The sequence below is a fragment of the Mycobacterium sp. 23 genome, assembly GCF_048287075.1.
GTDB classification, from domain to species: domain Bacteria; phylum Actinomycetota; class Actinomycetes; order Mycobacteriales; family Mycobacteriaceae; genus Mycobacterium; species Mycobacterium gordonae_B.
Map to the genome: position 1 here is coordinate 91,223 of NZ_JBLVUX010000004.1, position 20,543 is coordinate 111,765.

18 protein-coding genes and 5 pseudogenes are annotated in these 20,543 nt (G+C 63.8%); 9 read left to right on the plus strand and 14 right to left on the minus strand.

Features of this window, described 5'->3' with window-relative positions; translation table 11 throughout:
* Positions 1–4 precede the first annotated feature (4 nt).
* The 3 pseudogenes from ACNQS7_RS00640 to ACNQS7_RS00650 all read left to right on the plus strand — a co-directional run.
* Positions 5–360: pseudogene (locus ACNQS7_RS00640) on the plus strand (transposase); the annotation flags it as partial.
* Positions 357–1,162 (plus strand): annotated as a pseudogene (locus tag ACNQS7_RS00645) (ExeA family protein). The pseudogenes ACNQS7_RS00640 and ACNQS7_RS00645, both read left to right, overlap by 4 nt.
* A gap of 167 nt (positions 1,163–1,329) precedes the next feature.
* Positions 1,330–1,628: pseudogene (locus tag ACNQS7_RS00650) on the plus strand (IS3 family transposase); the annotation flags it as partial.
* A 236-nt stretch (positions 1,629–1,864) separates the two neighbouring features.
* Here the strand turns inward: ACNQS7_RS00650 and ACNQS7_RS00655 are convergent.
* Complete coding sequence (locus ACNQS7_RS00655; RefSeq protein WP_133450040.1) at positions 1,865–3,091, minus strand: L,D-transpeptidase; 1,227 nt, start codon at positions 3,089–3,091, stop codon at positions 1,865–1,867.
* 519 nt (positions 3,092–3,610) lie between these two features.
* Here ACNQS7_RS00655 and ACNQS7_RS00660 point away from each other — a divergent pair.
* Together ACNQS7_RS00660 and ACNQS7_RS00665 are read left to right on the plus strand one after the other, a co-directional pair.
* Positions 3,611–3,865: pseudogene (locus ACNQS7_RS00660) on the plus strand (metal-sensitive transcriptional regulator); the annotation flags it as partial.
* Positions 3,866–3,998: 133 nt separating this feature from the next.
* Entirely contained in the window at positions 3,999–4,265 is a 267-nt protein-coding gene (locus tag ACNQS7_RS00665) for a YgaP family membrane protein (protein ID WP_240744041.1), read from the plus strand.
* A 172-nt stretch (positions 4,266–4,437) separates the two neighbouring features.
* On the opposite strand, the gene ACNQS7_RS00670 is transcribed toward ACNQS7_RS00665, so the two are convergent.
* Both ACNQS7_RS00670 and ACNQS7_RS00675 read right to left on the minus strand, forming a co-directional pair.
* The gene (locus tag ACNQS7_RS00670) at positions 4,438–4,617 is read right to left on the minus strand and encodes a hypothetical protein (protein ID WP_065133692.1); all 180 of its coding nucleotides are present in this window, start codon (positions 4,615–4,617) and stop codon (positions 4,438–4,440) included.
* The gene (locus tag ACNQS7_RS00675; RefSeq protein WP_256102193.1) at positions 4,586–4,720 is read right to left on the minus strand and encodes a hypothetical protein; all 135 of its coding nucleotides are present in this window, start codon (positions 4,718–4,720) and stop codon (positions 4,586–4,588) included. Before ACNQS7_RS00675 ends, ACNQS7_RS00670 begins: the two co-directional genes overlap by 32 nt.
* A 1,857-nt stretch (positions 4,721–6,577) precedes the next feature.
* Here ACNQS7_RS00675 and ACNQS7_RS00680 point away from each other — a divergent pair.
* Entirely contained in the window at positions 6,578–7,015 is a 438-nt protein-coding gene (locus tag ACNQS7_RS00680; protein ID WP_055577520.1) for a DUF4189 domain-containing protein, read from the plus strand.
* 677 nt (positions 7,016–7,692) lie between these two features.
* On the opposite strand, the gene istB is transcribed toward ACNQS7_RS00680, so the two are convergent.
* From istB to ACNQS7_RS00700, 4 genes are all read right to left on the minus strand, one after another.
* Complete coding sequence (gene istB / locus ACNQS7_RS00685; RefSeq protein WP_082275278.1) at positions 7,693–8,583, minus strand: IS21-like element helper ATPase IstB; 891 nt, start codon at positions 8,581–8,583, stop codon at positions 7,693–7,695.
* Positions 8,580–10,256 (minus strand): IS21 family transposase, encoded by a 1,677-nt coding sequence (gene istA, locus ACNQS7_RS00690; protein ID WP_055578112.1) that lies wholly within the window; start codon positions 10,254–10,256, stop codon positions 8,580–8,582. Before istA ends, istB begins: the two co-directional genes overlap by 4 nt.
* A gap of 60 nt (positions 10,257–10,316) precedes the next feature.
* Positions 10,317–11,291, minus strand: coding sequence for an IS110 family transposase (locus ACNQS7_RS00695; RefSeq protein WP_418011108.1), 975 nt, complete (start codon positions 11,289–11,291; stop codon positions 10,317–10,319).
* A 726-nt stretch (positions 11,292–12,017) separates the two neighbouring features.
* Positions 12,018–12,245, minus strand: a complete 228-nt coding sequence (locus ACNQS7_RS00700) for a hypothetical protein (RefSeq protein WP_055577519.1) — start codon at positions 12,243–12,245, stop codon at positions 12,018–12,020.
* Between ACNQS7_RS00700 and ACNQS7_RS00705 the strand changes: the two are divergent.
* Positions 12,201–12,350: pseudogene (locus ACNQS7_RS00705) on the plus strand (DUF732 domain-containing protein); the annotation flags it as partial. The gene ACNQS7_RS00700 and the pseudogene ACNQS7_RS00705 sit on opposite strands and share 45 nt — an antisense overlap.
* Before the next feature lie 415 nt (positions 12,351–12,765).
* Here ACNQS7_RS00705 and ACNQS7_RS00710 read toward each other — a convergent pair.
* Entirely contained in the window at positions 12,766–12,918 is a 153-nt protein-coding gene (locus tag ACNQS7_RS00710; RefSeq protein WP_338100596.1) for a hypothetical protein, read from the minus strand.
* Between the two features lie 63 nt (positions 12,919–12,981).
* Here ACNQS7_RS00710 and ACNQS7_RS00715 point away from each other — a divergent pair, with 63 nt between their 5' ends.
* Positions 12,982–13,161 carry a hypothetical protein gene (locus ACNQS7_RS00715; protein ID WP_306238054.1) on the plus strand — a complete coding sequence of 60 codons (180 nt, stop codon included), beginning with the start codon at positions 12,982–12,984 and terminating at the stop codon, positions 13,159–13,161.
* 437 nt (positions 13,162–13,598) lie between these two features.
* Positions 13,599–14,033 carry a DUF4189 domain-containing protein gene (locus ACNQS7_RS00720; protein ID WP_055581895.1) on the plus strand — a complete coding sequence of 145 codons (435 nt, stop codon included), beginning with the start codon at positions 13,599–13,601 and terminating at the stop codon, positions 14,031–14,033.
* 840 nt (positions 14,034–14,873) lie between these two features.
* Here ACNQS7_RS00720 and ACNQS7_RS00725 read toward each other — a convergent pair.
* From ACNQS7_RS00725 to ACNQS7_RS00750, 6 genes are all read right to left on the minus strand, one after another.
* Positions 14,874–15,596, minus strand: a complete 723-nt coding sequence (locus ACNQS7_RS00725; RefSeq protein ID WP_133438093.1) for a YoaK family protein — start codon at positions 15,594–15,596, stop codon at positions 14,874–14,876.
* A 223-nt stretch (positions 15,597–15,819) separates the two neighbouring features.
* Positions 15,820–16,884, minus strand: a complete 1,065-nt coding sequence (locus ACNQS7_RS00730) for a PLP-dependent cysteine synthase family protein (protein WP_065133690.1) — start codon at positions 16,882–16,884, stop codon at positions 15,820–15,822.
* A gap of 103 nt (positions 16,885–16,987) precedes the next feature.
* On the minus strand, positions 16,988–18,049 hold the full coding sequence (locus ACNQS7_RS00735; protein ID WP_065140309.1) for an IS630 family transposase: 1,062 nt from the start codon (positions 18,047–18,049) through the stop codon (positions 16,988–16,990).
* Positions 18,050–18,213: 164 nt separating this feature from the next.
* On the minus strand, positions 18,214–18,585 hold the full coding sequence (locus tag ACNQS7_RS00740; protein WP_133450042.1) for a hypothetical protein: 372 nt from the start codon (positions 18,583–18,585) through the stop codon (positions 18,214–18,216).
* A 228-nt stretch (positions 18,586–18,813) separates the two neighbouring features.
* Entirely contained in the window at positions 18,814–19,968 is a 1,155-nt protein-coding gene (locus ACNQS7_RS00745; protein ID WP_133438092.1) for a PPE family protein, read from the minus strand.
* Positions 19,969–19,996: 28 nt separating this feature from the next.
* On the minus strand, positions 19,997–20,296 hold the full coding sequence (locus tag ACNQS7_RS00750; RefSeq protein ID WP_055581891.1) for a PE family protein: 300 nt from the start codon (positions 20,294–20,296) through the stop codon (positions 19,997–19,999).
* Positions 20,297–20,543: the final 247 nt, after the last annotated feature.

Below are 20,543 nucleotides of genomic sequence, written 5' to 3' on the forward strand. Positions count from 1 at the left end.
AACTACCCCAGTAGTTCAGTTAACAGGCAACAGCTACGAGGTCGACCCGACGCTGGTCGGCCGCAAGGTCGAGCTGGTGTTCGACCCGTTCGACCTCACCCGCAACGAGGTGCGTCTGGCCGGCGCGCCGATGGGCCTGGCCATTCCGCACCACATCGGGCGTCACACCCATCCCAAGGCCAAACCCGAAACCCCCTCGGCGCCAACGCAACCCTCCGGCATCGACTACGCGCGGCTGATCGAGATCACGCATCAAGCCGAGCTGGCCCACGGCGTGAACCACGCCGCCCTCACGGGGCTAGCGACCAAATCCCCGGACAGCTCGACCTGCTCACCGGCCAGGAGGTGGCACCCCAATGATGGACAAGCTGATCTCCTACTACGGCTTGTCTCGGATGCCGTTCGGCCGCGACCTGGCCCCGTCCATGCTGCACCGCCACAGCGCGCACAGCGAAGCAGTCACCCGTATCGGCTGGTGTCGCCGACCGCCGCATCGGAGTGATTACCGGCGAGGTGGGCGCCGGCAAGCCCGTGGGTGTGCGCCGCCCTCGCCCGCCTGGACCATAGCCGCCACACCGTCATCTACCTGCCCGATCCCACCGTCGGGGTGCGCGGCATCCACCACCGCATCGTGGCCTCGCTGGGTGGGCAACCGTTGACCCACCACGCCACCCTGGCCCCCCAAGCCGCCGACGCGCTGGCCGCTGAACAGGCCGAACGGGGACGCACACCCGTCGTAGTCGTCGAGGAGGCCCACCTCCTTGGCCACGACCAATTGGAAGCGTTGCGCTTGACCAACCATGAGCTCGACTCCTTGAGCCCGTTCGCACGCCTGCTCGTCGGCCAGCCCACGCTACGGCGACGAACGAAACTCGGCGTGCTCGCCGCGCTCGACCAGCGCCTCGGGCTGCGCTACACGATGCCGCCCACGAGCGATACAGAAACCGCCAACTACCTGCGCCACCACCTCAAGCTGGACGGACGCGAGGACACCCTGCTCTCCGACGACGCGGCCGCGCTGGTCCACCAGACCAGCCGCGGCTATCCCCGCGCGGTCAACAACCTCGCCCTGCAAACCCTCCTCGTAGCATTCGCCGCCGACAAAGCCATAGTCGACGAATCCTCCACTCGCACCGCCGTTGCCGAAGTCACGGCAGACTGAACACCATCCCGACACCCCGAAACCACCGACCCCGCCGGACACCTCTCGGCGGGGTCATTTCATACCCACACGTCCTCACCGTCAGTGCCGCCGTCATGCTCATCCAGAGTGCCGGTCAACACCCGGCCCGAGCAGGCCATCCGAGGATTCCGCGGCTACACCAACGAGACAGGGGCAGCCAATTCAAGTCACGGAAGTTCGTCCACGCACTGTCGCACAACGGGTTACACAGACCGATGGGCCGCGTCGGCGCATGCGCAGACAGCGCCGCCATGGAGTCGTTCTTCGCACTTCTAAAACGCAACATGCTCGACTGAAAACTCTGGTCCACCCGAGCCGAACTACGCTTGGCGATAGTGGCGTGATCGAGCGGACCTCCCACCGACGCCGCCGGCAACGCGCACTCGGCAAGCTCACCCCGATTGAGTTCGAACTGCTCCACACAACAGTCGCAACCGCGGCCTAGAACGCACCCACGAGTCAATTGAACTCGGGGCAGTCCCTTCAGGCCGATAAGTTTCTATGCGGGGCGATCTGCCCCGAACCGGCCGGGAATCACATCGCGTTCAATGAGCTAACCACCGCGCGCAATGCCCGCCGCCGTGATCTACGTCGAGGTATACGCGACCGCACCAGCCCAATGATGATCGCGTCACCGGCGCCTAGCGAGTTAGTGAGCGCCAGCACATGGTTGGGGCCGGGTCAGGCGAGGGCGCTTCCGGCCTGCCATTGCGCCCAGGGCACACTCCAGTCGCCGTTGTTCTGCAACGACAGTGACGGGCCGCCGGTGTTGCGGATCTCGACGATGTCGCCTGGCTGGGAAAACCCGAAGAACCATTTGGCGTTGTCGCCGTTGAGGTTTAGACAGCCATGGGAAGTATCGGTGTTGCCTTGGGCCCACACGGTGCTGTCGAGTTGGTGAAGATAGATCCCGTCGGGGCTGATGCGGGTGGCGTAGTTGATGGTCTCGCGGTAGCCGAGATGGGAGCTGACGGGCAGACCATAGGTCGACGAATCCATCACGACCGGATTGGACTTATCCATCACCGTGTAAACACCGGGCGGGGTCCAAAATGTCAGGGTATGGCCGGCGACGGTTTGGGTGCCGCCCATGCCCATCGAGGTGGGCATGGTGCGCACCAGAACACCATTGTCGTACACATTGACCTGTTTGGTGTTGTCGTCGGCGATAGACACATGCGCGTCCCCGATGGTGAACGAAGTCTGCTGGTCCTGTTGGCCGTACAGTCCGCCACCCAGCGGCGCGCCGTAGATGTTGGCCGCCACTCTGATTTTCGTGCCCGCCGCGTAGTAATGCTCCGGGCGCCAATGGGCGTTCTGGTCATCAACCCAATACCAGGAGCCCTCCACGGCCGGAGCCGTCGTCACAATCAGTCGGCGCTGCGCGGCCGCCCGATCGGTGATGGGTTCATCGAAGTGGGCGACAATGACCGTGCCGATTCCGTAGCTGCCGCCGTCGCGCAACACCGCACCCGAGGTGGTGGTCAGCGACACCGAGGCCTGATTCTTAGGTGTGAGCGTGGTGAACCGGGACATCTGTGACGCGGGAGTTCCCGTCGGCCCGCGACTGACCACGGTGATGGTGTAGCTGCGGCCGTAACCAAGCGGCACGCCAGGCTTCCACACTAGGTGGTCGGGGCTCATGGCACCCGGGATCGGCTTGTCTTGGTCGTTTACCATCTGCACGTCGGTCAGGGCGCCGTTGGCCGCGCTCACCGTGACTGCGCCCAGCGGGTCAACGTTCACGGCGTTGGGGCCTGGGGTGACGGTGACGGTCGCAGGCGTTTCACGGCGGGGGGCCGACTGTGTGGCAAGCGCACCATTGCGGTCATCGCTTCGCCCGATCACCACCGCGGCCACCACGGCCATCACCGTCACACTGATCACAGCGACCGCGATGCGGCTCATACGAGTTTGTCGATCAAGAGACACGAGACGCCTTCCGTTCTTCCAGATTCGTTGTCATCGGCGCCGCGCGGGCTACAGCCACGTACGGCATCAGAAGCTACAAGCCCACGTCAATCGTGAACGTTGAAGCTCAGGTGGTCGAAGCTACGGAATGGGGCGACCAGTGCCCCTTACCGCAGGGCTCCATGGGTCCGGACCCATACCCGTTCAGGGTATAGCATGTTGCCGGCTCTCTCGATCTTCAGCACCAATGGCTCAGACCAATACACGAGACATCGGTCAGTTCCTTTCCGCATTGACGCCTGTCAGCCAAGAACCGACCCACTATACGGTTGTGCACGATACGGGCTTGCGGCAGTCGGATAGACGGAGACGCCATGAACAACTCGTGGTGTGACTGCACCCGCCCAATGACTGGCACCATACCAATACCCGTACAGGTATTCAAGCGGTCGGTAAGATGACACCCAGATACCCCCTGGGGTAGTATCTGGGATGTCTACTGGAGATGGGAATTCAATGTTCGGCGACGAAGACACCATCACCGCGGTGCTCAACCGATTGCGGCGCACGCAGGGTCAACTCGCCAGGGTGATAGCCATAATCGAGCAAGGCCCCGACCGCAAAGAAATGATCACCCAGCTCGCGGCGGTCTCCCGCACCCTTGACCGGGCTGGGTTCATGATCGTGGCATCCGGTCTGCTGGACTGCATTAACGAGAGCAGCTCAGGCGAGCCACCGCGGCCGACCGAGACCCAGTTGGAAAGCTTCTTCGCCCTGTCTCGCTCGCGGCCTCAATCGGTGATGCGGACAGATAGCCAAGAGTCCAGGCCCGCTGTTGGGCGCTGCGCCGCAACCGACTTGCCAGTCGCGGCGTCGGGCAGACGAACTGACAAGGAGAACTGTCATGCAAGACCAGGCGTTGACGGCGCCCGGCATGTTCGGGATGCCCAAGCCGCAGGGATGGACGATCGAGCGGATCGTGAGCCTCGTAGCCGGGACTGTAGTGCTCGCAACGCAGATCGCGCAGACCGCGCGATCTGAGCATTCGGGGCTTCTGCGCCTCCTCGCGGGATGGGTCGGCGCGAACTTGTTGCTCAACGCGGCAGTGGGCTGGTGTCCACTGAGTGTGCTGCTGCATCGCGCAGGGATTCCGACGGCCGCCGAGACCTAGGCTACTACTACATACTGTAATAGTAGCCTAGGTCTCGCGTTTACTCAGAACCTCGACTCCACCGACGGTCGGGCTCCAATGTGGGCAGGACACCTGGCCACAGGCCACAGCTACCGTACGCCGACACCACCGTCGAACGCGCCCGCACCCACATCCAAGGCCAAGCTGGACGCTACCGCGCACCACCCTGATCGTCGTCGATGACGCCGACCACCTGCACCCCGACCACCTGCAGTGGATCGCCGAAAACGCCGGCGTCACCAACACCAAACTGCTCCGGATCACCGCCCGCCGGCCCACACCCCGACCACCGCCGCAGATCACCTACTGCCCTGGCGCACCGCCTCTGCACCCCCGACCACCCCCACCGACGCCATCGAACGCACCAACACCACCACCCCACCGCGCCAGCATCGGATCATCCCGAGTACCAGACCGCCCACCAACTTCTGCACCGCCGCGACCACCTCCTAGCGCACTCGACGAAATCGCCGATCTCGCAGCACAACTCGACGCCCTCACGACGACCCGCTCCCGCCACCGCAGCCACGACCCAAGTTATGGACTCGACATCTAGAACAACCAAGGATCAGGGATTCACTTCGAGCGGTGGCTGACGCGCCCAACCGAGGGGCCCATTCGGCCCGCCGAACAGAGCGGCCATCCACCTCAGCGCCTTCTCAGCGCCCGTCCCATACGCTCCTGGTCCTATCACACTTGTTGCTAAAGCGGTGACTGAGAGAGATCCCGACTCGTGCAGAGGGCAGGGCGATATGCAAGGCGAATACGGTGCTTTCATCGGGTTTTCCTAATCGGCCTGCGTGAAGGCTTAGAGGTAACGCTCATCATTGCCCGGGGCTAGGGAATTCACACCAGCCGCCAGGTGGTCCGACACTGTGATCACTGGCCAGAACGTTTGCGGCACGGTCGCAGGTGCGCCCGACATCGAATGGACAAGAGATCGGCAACTACTCTTGCTCGTCGTCCACGGCGGCGCCGACGTGGAAAGTTTGTACCAATGGTGGAGCCGATTCGGGAACGCATCTCAGCGGCTGTTTGCCCGCTAAGGTGCCACAGTAAGCTGCAATGGTAATGCCCGACGGACCGTGGCAACGGATTGCATCAACGCACCACCCGTCCGTAGAGAAGACGCCAAAATCGCCGCACTCCAAAGTCATCCCCGCACAGCCCCGGCACCCCGCGCCGAGCATCCACCGCACTCACAACCGCGTGCCGTCCAATCGCGCGCCAGATCGCAGCCCGTCCCGACCTGCACCGCTCCGACCCCGCCCCGCAGCCGCAGAAACCGCGCAACTCGCCGATTCGGTGTGCCGGTCACGGGCAGCAGGCCACGGGCAGCAGGATGCGGCATGCGCCCTAAGATGACTGCACCCACCCGCCGCCAGGGGGCAGTGAGACGCATTAGTAACAAGCGCAATCGAACACCGTCGGGGAACAGAAACGCCCAACCGGCCACTCTTGCTGCCGCGGGCGATAAGGGTACCCCGTATGGGTACATGCCATACTGTACGGCTGCGGCCCGCTACGCACTTCAGGCGGTACCACGCGCCTGCGCACCTGACCCGTTTCCGCGAACCGCGCTAGGGCAGAAACATCGACCTCGACCGATATCGCAGACACACCCGCCTCACGACGGCCTGTGCTCTGTGGCTGTTTTCGCACATCAGCGGACCAACGGTCCCCCGCAAACCAGTTCTCAGCGTGCCCCTAAAGGGGTTTGCAGCGACTGACCCGGCGTCGGAATCCCGGGTGGCCGGACCCGCAACAAAGTGTCTTGCGGGTTGCCGCAAGATTAAGATTTTGACCCCTGCCCCAGTGACTTTAGTCCCTACCCCCTAAGGGTATTTCTGTGGCAGAATCACTCGGCATGACGCAAACAAATGAGTCCAGCGAGCCGCCGGCTACGGCGGCACAGCCTTCCGTCGCCGATCGCCCCAGTCAACCCAGCCGGGTAGATCGAATCTGGTCCGTCGTAGCAATCACGGCCGGAGTCGTCTTCATCGTGACTGTGATCTTTTTTTGGGGTTTCTTCTTGGGCCGCGCTACCGACGGCCCCAGCGGTGGGCAGCGAGCCTCCAGCGGCTCGGGCGACAGCAGCTGTCCGATGATGGGATCGGGCGGGGGCATGCGGCCCGGCACGATGCATCCCGGAAGCTCCATGGAGCCTCATGAATCGGGAACGCCGACACCACAGCCCACACCGCATCATCCATAACTTCAGAACGCCTACGGGGTAACCGGTTGGTCTCCCGCCAACGCCTCCGCCAGTCCTCAGCAAAGGGGTTAGTGAAATGAAAACGAAACGTCGTCAGCAAATCGCGTTTGCGGTGGCCGCCGTCGGTGCCACAGCGGGGCTGATGATCCTGGTGCTTCCGCTTGTTCCCCAGGTCGGTGCCAACCTCGACAATGCTGCAGTGGCCGAGATGGGTATGGCACCCCAAATGCCCGTCCCCCATGTGATGCGTTATGGCGCGATCGCTTACTCCCCAAGCACCGGCGCATGGGGCACCTCGCGCGGCTACCAGGTCAAGCTTCAAGCCGAACGAGTCGCTCTGGACCAGTGCGGTGAAAATGATTGCAGAGTCATCATCAGCTTCAACCTCTGCGGCGCCGTCGCCTCTGATGGCTCGAGATACCAAGGTGGAACAGGACTCTCACGTCAAGCGGCAGAACAAGACGCGTTGAACAGGCTGGGCGGCGGGAAGGTAGTCAACTCGGTGTGCAACTGAGTTGCCGACACATTCTCGATCAAATCGCTCACAAGCCGGACACTTAGGCTTGCGCCGCGTGCGCCCGGGAGAAATACGAGACTCGGCCCACTTCTCGGCCGGCTCCACCCATCCTCGGCGCGGCGGGTATGCCAGAGCCGCCAGCCATATCAGCGGTGAAGGCGTCCGCTCGCCAACAAACACGTGACTGCGGACCAAATGTGTTGCACCCTCCCAACGTTGGCGATCGCGATCGGAGCCAGCGGAGCGACTCATCCGATAGCTACGTTCGACCGTGCACCCTCAACCGCCGACCACGCATACAACCAGACCGAACGACTCGTCATACCGCTTTGCGGTCGGGCGCCTGAGCGTTCGTGGACAAACGCGCCACAGGCGCGTGACTGTGAAACCAGGCATCCGACGCTAATCCGAAAACAATGGTGAGCTGACTTGGGAATCTGCACGTCGACATGGCCGTGCGGGTGACGGCGGGACCAGTGTGCGCAGTGGGGTCAGGCCGCTGAAGTAAGGGTAACGGTGTAGCCGAGTGCTTCGAGTTGGCGGATGTGGTTACGTTTCTGTGTATCCGAGTTGATATGGCGGGTGAAGTGATCGGCACCGAGATCGGTGAAGCGGGTGTCTCTTTGTTGGCGAGAAGGTGCCATACGATGACCAGGATGGAGCGTGTCTCTATGTCAACCTGACTCAGGACCACTGTGACGGCTTGATTCGGGACCACCTCGGCGAGGAGGTGGTGGCTCAGGCGTCTTCGTAGGCTGTGATCGCGAGCTGCTACCGCGGGTATGGCTGAGCCGGTATGAGGTGGTGCCGGTTTCGATGATGGTGCCGTGGAAGGTGAGTCGGTCGACGATCGCGGCGCAGAGTCGGGGGTCGGTGAAGGTTTTGGTCCAGCCGGAGAAACTCTCGTTGGATGCGATGGCTACTGACGCCTTTTCCTCGCGTTCAGTGAGTACTTGGAACAGCAACTCCGCGCCCCGGCGGTCGAGTTCCATGTAGCCGAGTTCGTCGATACATAAAAGATCGACGCGGCCGTAGCGGGCGATCGTGCGGGCGAGTTGCTTTTCATCGGCGGCCTCGACGAGTTCGTTGACCAGTTTGGTCGCCAGTGTGTAGCGGACGCGGAAGCCTTGCTCGGCGGCGGCGGTGCCCACACCAATGAGCAGGTGGGACTTGCCGGTGCCCGAGTCGCCGATCAGGCAGAGCGGGTCGCCTCGGCGTATCCAATCGCCTTGGGCGACGGTATGTACGGTGGCGGCGTTGATGTTTGGGTTGGCGTCGAAATCGAAGTCGCCCAACCATTTCTGACGTGGAAACCCGGCCGCTGCGACTCGCCGCAAGGTGGATCGGCGGTCCCGGTCATCGCATTCGGCCAGGAGCAGTTCGGCGAGGAAGCCGTGGTAGGTGAGCTGTTCACGCTCGGCGACTTTCACTGCTTCGTCGATCACCGCACGCACGGTCGGCAACCGCAGGCGTCGGCATGCGGAATCGACGGCGGCTTGGGCCGCTTGTGGGGTCATCCCGCGTTGGCGGCGCAGGGTGTTGGTGACTTTCGTGGCCGTGCTCATGATCCAGTCGTTCCTTCCATTCCGTCACCGGGTGGCGGTGTTGGGGGTCTGCGTTGGAGCAGCTCGTCGTAGGCCGCGACGTCAGGCAGCGGCCGGGTGTCGGGTGGCAGGCCGGCGATCACGGTCGCTGGATCAGCCAGGCGGCGCTGGGTCAGACTGACGACCCGGTAATCGACGGTATTGGCATGGTTACCGGCGTGACGGTCTGATTCGAGACCACCACCGGCGGCATGCAGGCGTGCTTCGACCGCGACCACATCCGCTGAAACGGCACCGACCGACAGGGCGGCGTGGATCCCGGCGATCACATCGGTAGCGCGCATGCTGCGGTGCAGCAGCAGCACGTCGATTAGCGAGCGAGTCCCGCCAGCATCGCCGTCGACGCGGCGGGCCTGCTGCCAGAACGCCTCGTGCGCTGCGGTGAAAGTGCCGGCGGCGCGGGCCTGAGCAAGCGCGGTGGAGCCGGGCAACGCGCCGGGTTTGCAGTGCAACACCTCCAGATAGTGGTCGAGGTTGATCGATTGCCCGTTGCGGGTCGTGACGCGTTCATGGCGTGCGGCGATAGTGCGGCCGTCGAAGACGACCAACTCCGAGGCCCGCAGCGACACCCTGACTTTGCGTCCGATCAACCGGGCGGGAACCGAGTACTTCGCCGACCGCGCCGTGATCAGCGCCGACCGGTCCACCCGTGGATGCAGCACCAGCCCCGGGTCGAACCGCTCGGCAGGCAGAGCGGCGAGATGTTCTCGTTCGGTCTGGAAGTCCTGGCCCACGGTGTGCAGCCGGCCGGTGACCCGCCGATGATCCTCACGTGCTTCGCAGCGGCGGATGTAGTCGTTGAGCTCTGACAGCGAGTCCACTTCCGGCATGGGCGTGAGCCAGGTGCGGCGGAAACGTCCGATCTCGCCCTCGACTCCGCCTTTCTCGTGGGCGCCTTTCACTCCCGGCTGGCAGTAGAACGGGTCGAACCCGTAGAACGATCTGAACAGCACCCACCGGTCGTTCTCGACCCTGCCCCGACCGCGGCCGAACACCACCGAGGTGACCGCAGACTTCAAGTTGTCGTAGCGGATATGGCGCACCGGGATGCCGCCGATCACGTCGAATGCTTCGATGTGGCCTTCGAGGAACGCCTCCTGCGACTGAGTCGCATACACCCGATGGACTGCCTTGCCGGACATCGACATTCGGAAAACGAACATGTAGCAGCGGGTTCTGACACCAGCGAGGATGACGTGAACCTCGCCGAAATCAACCTCAGCTTCAGCGCCGGGCGGGTGTTCCTGCGGCACGAACGCTTCCTGCGCCTGCTTACCGGACTCGGCGATGATCTCCGCACGACGGACCCGGACATAGTCACGCACCGACGAATACGACACATCCTCAACGCCGTGTTCATCGGCCAGACGATTGCAAATCCTTGTCGCAGTGTGGCGTTGCTTGCGGGGCGCATCCAGATCGGTCCGCAGCATCGCATCAATCGCAGGTTTGAGCGGGCCCAGTTTCGGCGACTCCCGCACCGGTGTCTTCCGCCTCGGCGGCTCCGGATTCGCCAACGCGTGCCGGACCGTATCCCGGCCAACCTTGTACTTACGAGCAAGCGCCCGAATACCCAAACCCTCGACCCGGGCGTCCCTACGTATCTGGGCGAACAGCTCCACACGACTTCCCATCCGGAACCCTCCGACAGCGAGCCAATAATCGACACGCCAACCGTCGAGGGTGGTCCTGAATCAAACCGTCACAACACACCGGTCTGAAAGAAGGTGGTCCTGAATCAGGCCGTCACACCGGTCCTGAATCAAACTGTCATAGCCAAGCGTGCGACAGCGACGATCGCGCGTTTCTTGCCGCGCCGTCTGGGTATGCGCCGGTACCGCTCGCCCAGGAAGCTGTCGGACCTCGGCGATGATTACCGCGGCAGCGACCGGCCCGACACCGGGTATCTCATTCAGGCGCGCTGCCGCCGCCGCGGAAGGGGCCAGATACGCCTCGATCTGTTCATCGACGGCGGCGATGTCGGCATCGATGCCGTCGATGCGGTCGAGCATCCGCGACAAGAGGAACCGGTGGTGGCTATCGAAGTGGCCGTTGAACGCCTCGTCCAGCCGGCCGATCTTGGTCCGCGTGCCCGAGCGCGCCATCTGCGCCAGCACATGCGGGTCGCGTTCGCCAGCGATCAACGCGGCCATCATCGCCCGCCCGGGCACCCCGAAGATGTCGCAGGCGTCCTCGAGTAGCTTTTCAACCCGGGTCTTCGCGGTACGCACCCCGACCAAGTCGACGCGGTAGCGACTCAGATCCCGCAAGCGGCGGGTCGGCCACGGCGGCACGAAGCTTGGCCACAGCATCTGCCGTTGGGCGACTTTGCACAACCACACCGCATCCAGCACATCGGTCTTCGGCCGGCCCGGCAGATGTTTGACGTCGCGGACATTGACCAGCCACGGAGCCAGCCCGTGCGCCTCCAACAGGTAGGACACCGGTTTCCGACAGTCACTGGTCGCTTGCACCACCACCCGCTCGATCCGCAACTCGACCTCGACCAGATGGTTGGCCAGTTCGGTCAACGACTGGTCATCGTCGAATGTGTCGACACCTCCCGGAGTCGACTCGCTCCGGGGCCCGCAACCCGCACACAAGACACCAACTCGGCCTTGCCGATATCCAGGGCAGCGACTCTCTAGCAATGACCTGTTCCTCGTCATGGGACTCGGCCAACATCGTTCGCGTCAACTCCTCTCCCGCTCGCATCAACAGGGCGTGGTCGCCTGTGGGGCCGCACAAAAGAAGCACTGAATCGAATCCGCGTGCTCGACCGAAACGTCAACGGCAGCAACAATGAAGGGCCCAGAACGCGACTCCAGCGCCCGGCTAGAACACGGCGTCGAAGAACCATAGAGCCACGGCGTCGCAAGGCGACCACCACAACATTTCAGCCCAGGAACGGGCGACCCACCAGGGTCAGTCTCGCTAGAACGGAAATCGCGTTGAAGCCCTTCTTGCGTTCCGATGACTTCCCCCGATGAAGACGCGGCCCGTACCCTAGCCCGGTTGCCCCACGCAGACAACACAACTGCTTGACCAAGGTACCCCGTGGGGGTACATTTAGCCGCTATGGAGAGATGTAATTCCGCCGCAGATCCCACAGCTGCTTCTCGTTAACTCAGCACAACAACGTGCCGCCGCGTAGCTGAACGTCTGTTGGCCTCGCTTGACTTGTTAGGGGCGACCAGCCGCGACGAAAGCGGCCAACGGTCACGGCGATATGCCCGAGGCAACCAGGACTGCAGGTGCAATCTGCTGGCGGGAATGGTCTTTGATATGCGAATCATCGTCGCTCCTGTTCCTGGGCGAGTCATGACCGAATTAAGCGGCGCAACGACGTCGCAGCGCCTGAAAACCGGCGCACGCAAGAAATATAGGCGGACGGCCTACCGGGCGAACGTCTTCATGGCAGAAAGACACAGGGCATGTCCACCAGAATCAACACGCATGTCGGCGCGCTCGTCACCGCCCTCGCGGTCATCACCGGCACCGCCATTCTGCGTGGCGGCGCAGCAGCGGCCGACCCAAACCAGGATGACCAATTTCTCGCTCTTCTCGAAAGCAAGGAGATCCCTGCTGTCGCTAATGCGCCGAGGGTCATCAACGCGGCTCATAAGGTTTGTCTCAAATTGGACGGCGGTACGCCAGTGGACGAAATCGTCGACGCGCTACGCAATGACGCATACAACATGGACCCTACACTGCGCCGTTTTCCCCCGGCGCGAGTCACCACCACCATGACCCGATTCATCACTGCAGCCGTGGAGGTCTACTGCCCGTACGACCGTGGCGCAATAGCTCCCGTAGTGTCCGGCGCGGCGTCGGGACCGCATCAATCGATGTATCGCGTCGGCGGCTATGAGCGCCATTCGGTCAATTCGGGCACTAATTCACTGACGCGGCGCGCAACGCCGTACGTCGAGGCTGCCGCGCGGCCGGATACCCCGGGCGACCACGTGGTCGGCTTGACGCCTGAAATCTCCCGGCCGGCTTGGACATACCACGCCGAGAGGAGGTCGGTACATGACACAGTGCCGGCCTGGGCCGTCGGTAGCTTACCGGCGGGTGATCCCCACCTCCCGAACCCGCCACAGATTCCGATTCCGACTCCCCCGCCTCCCACAGCACATATCGTCACGCCGCTTCCGCAAGTCGAGGCGCCGGCGCCCCCAAGGCGTTCCCCGCCCCCACCGCAAGCGCCGCCACCACCGCCGCAAGAGCCACCACCACCGCCGCAAGAACCACCGCCACTGCCGCAAGAGCCACCACCGCCGCCACAGGAGCCACCACCTCCCCTTCAGCAGACGCCGACACCGGTTCCTCATGAGCCCCCGCCCCCACCACAAGTAGTTGAGCCACCTGAAGCTGGTCAGCAGGGTGGTGGTGGCGGCGGCGCTGGAGGGGGAGGCAGCGGCGGCGGTGGCGCTGGAGGAGGAGGCAGCGGCGGTGGCGCTGGAGCGGGCAGCGGGTCTGGTGGTGGCAGCGGTTCGTCGAAGCCTTCACCGGCTCCCCCCGGTCCACCCGGCCTAATAAGGCTCGCACCGTGAAACGGCCTGACGCCATTGACCGAACAGATTCACACTGTCGATACAGCCCGAATAACAGACGCGCGACGGGGCGTCCTGACACACCTGTGATACCAACGCCACGCACACCCAGCACCGCACACCCCGGTGATTCGCTGAGGCAGGTTGGGATACAACCGCCAAACATCGAGTTTCGCAAGCAATTTGACAACGCCTACCGTCTGCGCGGTCGCGCACAGCGACGGAACTTGCTATCTCGCTTGGTCGCGACGGTGCCAAACCCAAGGCTGGTCGAGATGGCTGATTCGCGGCCCCCGGCGAGCAAGTCTTGCTTTTGGGGACTTTCGTCCCTACCCCCATGGGGTATATGATGGAACAATTTCCTGTGTGCCGCAGACATGAGGGTCACTCCCCAGAGTGAACAAGAAAGGAATCAAATTAATGACACCCAAGAGAGGTCATCGAATCGCGCTGGCGGTCGCGGGCGTCGGTGCCACAGCCGGGCTGATGGCTATAGCGCTTCCGCTGGTTCCGCAGGTAAGCGCCAATCTGGACAAAGCCGCGATGTCCGAGATGGGCATGCGGCCGGAAATGCCCGTGCCGCACGTGATGCGCTACGGCGCGATCGCCTATGCCCCGAGCGGCGCTTGGGGTACAGCGCAGGGTTACCTTACTAAGGCGCGAGCGGAACAGGTCGCGGTCGACCGCTGCAACGACAACGACTGCCGCGTCGTCATCAGCTTCAATCTGTGTGGCGCGGTCGCTTCCGACGGTGTGAATTACCGTGGCGGAACGGGCTTTTCGCGTGCAGCGGCCGAGGCCGACGCTTTGAACAGGCTCGGCGGTGGGACGGTCGCGAGCTGGGTATGCAATTGAGCGCATTGAGGACTGAGCGCCGAGGTTCCGCGGGGTAAAGCGTCGCGCGTCCGGGCGCCAAGCTGTTGAGCTCCATACTGTACAGGGATACCGTATATAGAGCTATGTGTCGTTCGGCGGTACTGTACCCGGGTGGGGGTAGTTGAGAGGTCTGTCACGAAGGCTCGGGTGGCGGCGTTCGCGTTCGGGTTCGCGGATCTGCGATTTGAGATGTGGTAGAACGCGATGACTGTGTAGGGCAGGCGCCTGCGGAACTTGATGACCGTCGTGGCTGCCATGGGGGCGGCAATCGGCGGCCCCGCTTCGGCGGTTGCTGCGGATCCAGGGGACCCTTACAGCGGGCTCAGTTGCTCGTGCCCTTCCCAGGATTCGCGGCATCGTTTTGATCTTCCCGAAGGAACCAAGGAAGGGCTTGCCGGCCGGCGGGCACCCCAGCCAGAAGCCAGTCGCCGGCTCGCCGGACGGGCAACGCCGTTCCGCCAGACCCGAATAGCTGGCTCTCACAAGCCAAGTCCGGCGCGCAAAACGCTGATCGCTTCACCTACGCGACCGCGCGGCGACGGCGGCGTCAGATTGACGGTTGCGTCCGATGAACGGATTTTCCCTTTGAGTTAGCTGTACCTGCAACGCCGTGCATAGCTTTCTCGACGGCGTTGTGCCGGCGAGGCTTACTCGACTTGAGCAGTCGCTATCCTCGCGAGCCCCGGCGGGCGCGGCGGCCGCTGCACCTGGGCCGGTCGATCTGCAACGTTGAGGTCGGTGAGAATGCCTGCAGCAGCTTCGGTGGTCACCAGGGGTCACTGCATCCGACTCGCGGGCGAGCGCAGTGATGACGCCAGCTCATGGCGGTGCGTCGCCTTGAGGGTAAGTTGCGGGTGCCGTGTGAACAGCGAGCGAGCGATTTCCGCGACAACGCAACACGTGTGCGATTGCGAGGCCGCCGCATGCCACGGCCGCCGGGATCAGTGCATGGTCGCCGATCCGGCCGCCGAGGATCACGCCGCCGGCGGCGCCACCGATGAATAGCAGGACGGTCGAAGTCAGTAGCGCCGCTTTCCAATTGTCCATTCCGTGGCGGTAACTGCGCGCCACAAGCAGGCCGAGGTCAGTGATCGTGCCGGTGAAGTGAGTGGTGCGGAGGGGCATCCCCGGGAAACTGGAAGTCATTCCGTTCTGCAATCCGCACGCCGCGGCGGCCAGTGGCGCTCTGATCAACGGATGTTCAATACCGGCGGCCGCCAACAGAAGAGCTGCTTCGCCCAGTAGCACCGCGGCGTGGCGCGGACCGGTAGGGCTTTGCGTGGGAGCAACCAGGGCACCGGCTCCCAGAACGCCGATCAGAAATCCTGCGACGATTGCCGCGATCATGCCACCGGGATGAAGTAGTGGATTGGTAGTGTGCTGGCCGATTTTGGTGGTCAGCGCCGTGAGGTTGCCTACCGGATATACCCAGACGAGGAGGGCCACCGAGTTGACCCAACCGGCGACCGCGGCCAGCAGTCCGCTGTAGAGGAGCAGGATTACGCGCGGGTCCCGTGTCTGTGGTCGTTTGATAGGCGGCATCAAGCTCCCCTTCTCTGTGGTCGTTGCGGCTCGTTGGTCAGCGTCGAAGGTCCAACAGCAGATCGATGGGGCTGCGGTGTCAACGGCCAGGATTGCGTCGTACCGTCTGTCCTTCGGACTTGAGGGACAACAACAGAACTGCCGCAGCCTAGCGCGACATCGATGTAATCTCCGCTGACACCGGCCACCACCTCCCGGGTGAAGACGTGCACACCGAGAATGCTCACTGCCTTGACAGGGTTGGATCGCGTACGGTCGTGCACCGCGTCCACGACCGCACAACCTGATCGGTCGGGTCAGCGATGATTGCGGGCTCACGCGGCTGGGCTGCGAGGAGCAAATCGTGGCCGCGGCAGAAATCGTCGCTATAGATGGTGTCGAAGTAGCGTAGCGGACCATCGGCAAAGATGGCGGCTATGGTTGTACCGGGACGGTGGGCGCGAGCAGCCCCGCCGGCGACCAACGCCACCGCACCGACACTCCATCCTCCGCTGATGTAGTACGTGCTTGCCAGCGTGCGACATGCCCACACGGCTTCGGCTGGGGCGACCCAATGCGCCTCGGCGAACGCGGCGTAGTCGACGTTGCCGGGATAGATGCTCGACCCTAGACCGCGCATCAGTCGCATGGCGGCGGCCGGCTGCCCGAAAATTGTCGAGCCGATGGTGTCAACTCCGATCAGCTTCAGGTCGGGGTTAGCTTCGCGCAGCACACGCGCCACACCCGCCGAGTGGCCTCCGGTGCCCACCGAACACACCAGAACATCAACGCTTCCAACCTGATTCAGCAGTTCCAGCGCCAGCAACTGGTAGCTGGCTACATTGTCAGGATTGTTGTATTGATCGGGATTCCAGGCACGCGGATCTGCGGCCAGCAGTTGCGCGACGCGGGCTTTGCGGGCCTGCTGCCATCCCCCGCGCGGATGTGGCTCGGGGACGATCTCGATGCGCACCCCGTACGCGGCCAGCATCTGTTGGACGATGGGCTCCATGCCGGGATCAGTAACCAAAGTTACGGGGTGGCCGTATATCTGCCCGGCCAATGCCAGCCCCAATCCGAGCGTGCCACTGGTGGATTCGACAATCTGTGCGTTCGGTTGCAGTTCGCCGCGAGCCCGAGCGCATTGAACCATGTGCAAGGCGGGGCGATCTTTCATTCCGCCGGGATTGGCGCCCTCAAGCTTGGCCCAAAACCCGCGGCCCCCATCCGCGATTGCGTCGGAGATCCACAGCACCGGGGTATTGCCCACTAGGCTAGCGGCCTCGCGATGCCAGCTGAACAGGCGCAGGCAGCCGCAGAACCAAGATGCCCTGCGATGTCCTGATCAATTACGTCACAATTGCGGTGCAGCTCGGCAGTTTCAGTGAGCGTATTGCGACGCTCAGAGTGCGCTAGTGTCGCGCGTCTGAAGTTTGTTGACGGGTGTGGGGTAGGACTTCGTCTGCGCTCTTGGTCCATGAGAACGGGTGGCAGCGTTGGTTCCAGCCGTTGATGAAGGCACTGATGGCAGCCATGAGTTCTTTGACGCTGTTGAATGAACCTCGCCGGATGGCTTGGCGGGTGATGATCGAGAAGAACACCTCGACCAGGTTCAGCCATGATCCTGAGGTCGGGGTGAAATGCAGTGTCACGCGTGGGTTCTTGGCGAGCCACGCGGTGATGTCGGCGTGTTTATGGGTGTGGTAGTTGTCGCACACCACATGCAGTCGCCGCCGCGGGTAGGCCCGGGCGACCGCCTTGAGGAAGTCCAGGAACTCGGCCTTGCCATGCCGCTCATAGCAGCGGTCGGTGACCTTCCCGGTCGCGATCTCCAACGCGGCGAACAAGGTGGCGGTGCCGTTGCGCTGGTAGTCGTGGGTGGCTTTTTCCGGCAGGCCCGGGCGTATCGGCAGGATGGGTTGGGTGCGGTTGAGCGCTTGAATTTGGCTCTTTTCGTCAACGCAGAGCACGACCGCCTTCTCGGGAGGGTTCAGATACAGCCCGACCACATCGCGCACCTTGGCCTCCAGCTCGGGGTCGGTGGAGAACTTGAACGTCTCACGACGCCAGGGCTTGACACCGTAGCGCCGCCACGCGCGGGCCACCGTGGCGTCCCCGATACCCAGGTAGCGGCCTAGTAACCGACTCGACCAGTGCGTGACCGCCAAGGCATCCGGCGGTGGTTCCAGCGTCGCGGCGATGATCGCCGCGTCATCGACCGTTTTGGGCCGCCCACTGCGGGCTTCGTCGTCGAGTCCCGCAATTCCGTTGGCGGCGAACCGGTCCCGCCACTTAATCACCGTGGGGCGCGACACCCCCAACATCCGCGCCACGCTCGAGGTACCGGCGCCATCAGCCACCGCCAAGACGATTCTCGCGCGCTCGACATGGCCGGCAGACACCGTCGAGGACCGAGTCCACGACTCCAACGTCACACGATCTTCAGGACTGATTAGCAGTGCAGATGACGGCATACACCATCATCCCACACTGTAAATTTATTAATGACGCGCGACACTAGGGGCAAAGAGTCCTTCATTGATCGTCGCTTTCGCAGATGCGCCGCAGAACTGCGACATCGAACATCGGTCAGCGAGCACCGGCCGTGCGCATGACACCACGACCTGACGCTGATCGGTCAGCGACGAATCAGGCAGAACCGCGTCACGAGATCTCGACAGGTGAGGGCGGGGGGTGCTGCGTTGGGTGGGCTCCGCCCCGACATCGCGGCGTCACCGGACAATCCCGCGACAAACGCGACCATTGCTGCGGCCACGCCGAATTCCACCAAGATGGTTGGGGTTCGCGGCAACACCGCGGACGCCGAGACGTCATGACAGGCGGTCAACGCCCCGCTGACAAGATGGGGGTGATCGACATTGATCGCGAACTCCGCACCCACGCTGGATAACAGCGCATGGGAGTGGTGGGGGTGGCTGTTCTCCGAATGCAGCAGTGCCGAGTGCCCCATCAGCAGAAGCAAGAGGGCGGCTGTGGCGGCCGCGGTCATCGACCGCCGCGTCGGCGGCAAGGCGCGTCGAGACGCACCCGTCCGTTCTCGCACACACCTCATACCCCTAGAGGGTAGGCGTCGGATGTTGTCCCAGCAACCAGGCGCGGCAAGGTTTCGCCGATTCATCGGTCATTGCACCCCGGTTTGCGTGAGTCGGCGCCCGTGTCGGCGCTGCAGGCCTGCGCAACCGTGGTTCTGGCGGCCCTTGGTGGTGGCCATCTTTCGTTACACCAGGTTTGACCAGCGAGGCACCATTGGTGGGCGCTCCAGGAACCGGGGATCGGGGACAATTCCGGCCGCGCCGCGTTCTCCTGCAGCCGCCAACGGGAGTCCCCCTAACATGCTGCTCGGGACGCCGGAGTCGGCGGCCGGAGCGGCGCCGAGGCTGGTGCCAGTCAGCGCAGCAGCCGCCTTGGCCGGCACGGTGGCTGTCCAACTCTGCGGTACCGACAACGACCCGACCAACCCGGCCCGCCCCATACCCGCCGATACCGTCGTGCCGGCGCCGCCGAAGCCTGCCAGACCGGCCAAGCCTGATCCGAGCGGCCCGGTGGCCAACCCTTCGGCAACGGCTGGCGCGAGGGCGCTGGTGGCCGCCGGCAGCAGGCCCTTGAGCTTCTCCCCGGTCGACAGGCCGGCGCTGGCGATCCACGCGGTCGAGCTGGTCACCGACAGCATCGGGCTCATCGAACTCAACGTCGAGGAAAGCGAACCCGACGACAGGGGTGAAGCCAGTCCCTGCAGCACGGTGGGTACGGACGACGTCAGCTGCGTGAGGACGGCTTGGGTGTCGGTTGCGGCCGAACCACCCGCGGCCTGGGCGACAGCGGCACCCTGCGCAGCCAACCCGCTCGGATTGACGACCTGCTGGGGCGGCGCGAAAGGCGTTAACGTCGACGCGGCCGCTGACGAAGCTGCGTATCCATACATCGCCGTAGCGTCTTGAGCCCACATCTGCGCGTACTGGGCCTCGGTGGCCGCGATCGCAGGCGTGTTCTGACCGAAGATGTTGGTCGCGATCAGGGTCATCAGCAAGCTGCGGTTGACCGCGATCACCGGTGGCGGCACGGTCTGCGCGAACGCCGCCTCATATGCGGCGGCTGCGGCGCGGGCCTGGTCGGCCGCCTGCTCTGCTGCGGTTACGGTCGTGGTCATCCACATCACATAAGGCGCAGCTGCCGACGCCATCCAGGTCGCCGCCGGCCCATACCAGGACAAGGCCGTCAACCGAGCTACTACCCCGGCGTAAGCTGTTGCCGCCGAACTCATTTCAACGGCCAGCTCATCCCAGCCGGTCGCGGCCGTCAGCATCGGTCCGGAACCGGGACCCGAATACATCCGTGCCGAATTGACCTCCGGCGGAAGTGCCCCGAAATCCATTCGCGTACTCCTTCAGCTATACCGCGTGTTAGCCGGTCGCGGCCGCGTTGGCGGCCTCGGTGGCGGCATAGGATCCAGCGCTAGTCGCCAAGGCGGCAACGAACTGGTCGTGAATCGCTGTGGCCTGGGCGGCCACTGCTTGGTACAGCTGGGCGTGCGCGGCGAACTGGGCCGCGGTCAACGACGACACTTCGTCAGCGGCGGCCGGCACCACTGCGGCCGTCGGGACCGCGACCGCCACCGTTCGGGCATCCATCGCCGCGCCGATCGTCTGCAGATCGCCGGCCGCCGACGCCAGTGATTCCGGATGCGTTGTCACAAACGACATGCTTTGCTCTCCTTGAAAAATGCGTCTCCGCTACCGACATGGGTTTCCGTGACAAGGCCGCAGATGGACCGTGTAGGCGCCTGTGAAAGATGGGCGGTGCCGGCGGCGATCGTGTCCCGGCGGTCGGGGACCTTCAACATCCCTATGGGCAGCGACCGTCGTCGGCGAGCCTCGGCTACCGCTCGGCCTCGGTGGGAAGGCGCGCGGCGCCGTGTCTTCCTCGGCGGCAAGCAGCTCAGCAACCCGG

Bases quoted from the DNA above. Each gene is read 5' to 3' on its own strand.
- ACNQS7_RS00655 (WP_133450040.1), bottom strand. From the start codon at position 3,091: ATGAGCCGCATCGCGGTCGCTGTGATCAGTGTGACGGTGATGGCCGTG.
- ACNQS7_RS00665 (WP_240744041.1), top strand. From the start codon at position 3,999: ATGCAAGACCAGGCGTTGACGGCGCCCGGCATGTTCGGGATGCCCAAG.
- ACNQS7_RS00680 (WP_055577520.1), top strand. From the start codon at position 6,578: ATGAAAACGAAACGTCGTCAGCAAATCGCGTTTGCGGTGGCCGCCGTC.
- istB (WP_082275278.1), bottom strand. From the start codon at position 8,583: ATGAGCACGGCCACGAAAGTCACCAACACCCTGCGCCGCCAACGCGGG.
- istA (WP_055578112.1), bottom strand. From the start codon at position 10,256: ATGGGAAGTCGTGTGGAGCTGTTCGCCCAGATACGTAGGGACGCCCGG.
- ACNQS7_RS00695 (WP_418011108.1), bottom strand. From the start codon at position 11,291: ATGACGAGGAACAGGTCATTGCTAGAGAGTCGCTGCCCTGGATATCGG.
- ACNQS7_RS00700 (WP_055577519.1), bottom strand. From the start codon at position 12,245: ATGAGCCGCGTTGATGACCCTCGGCGCATTAGCGACAGCAGGGATCTC.
- ACNQS7_RS00720 (WP_055581895.1), top strand. From the start codon at position 13,599: ATGACACCCAAGAGAGGTCATCGAATCGCGCTGGCGGTCGCGGGCGTC.
- ACNQS7_RS00725 (WP_133438093.1), bottom strand. From the start codon at position 15,596: ATGCCGCCTATCAAACGACCACAGACACGGGACCCGCGCGTAATCCTG.
- ACNQS7_RS00735 (WP_065140309.1), bottom strand. From the start codon at position 18,049: ATGCCGTCATCTGCACTGCTAATCAGTCCTGAAGATCGTGTGACGTTG.
- ACNQS7_RS00740 (WP_133450042.1), bottom strand. From the start codon at position 18,585: ATGACCGCGGCCGCCACAGCCGCCCTCTTGCTTCTGCTGATGGGGCAC.
- ACNQS7_RS00745 (WP_133438092.1), bottom strand. From the start codon at position 19,968: ATGGATTTCGGGGCACTTCCGCCGGAGGTCAATTCGGCACGGATGTAT.
- ACNQS7_RS00750 (WP_055581891.1), bottom strand. From the start codon at position 20,296: ATGTCGTTTGTGACAACGCATCCGGAATCACTGGCGTCGGCGGCCGGC.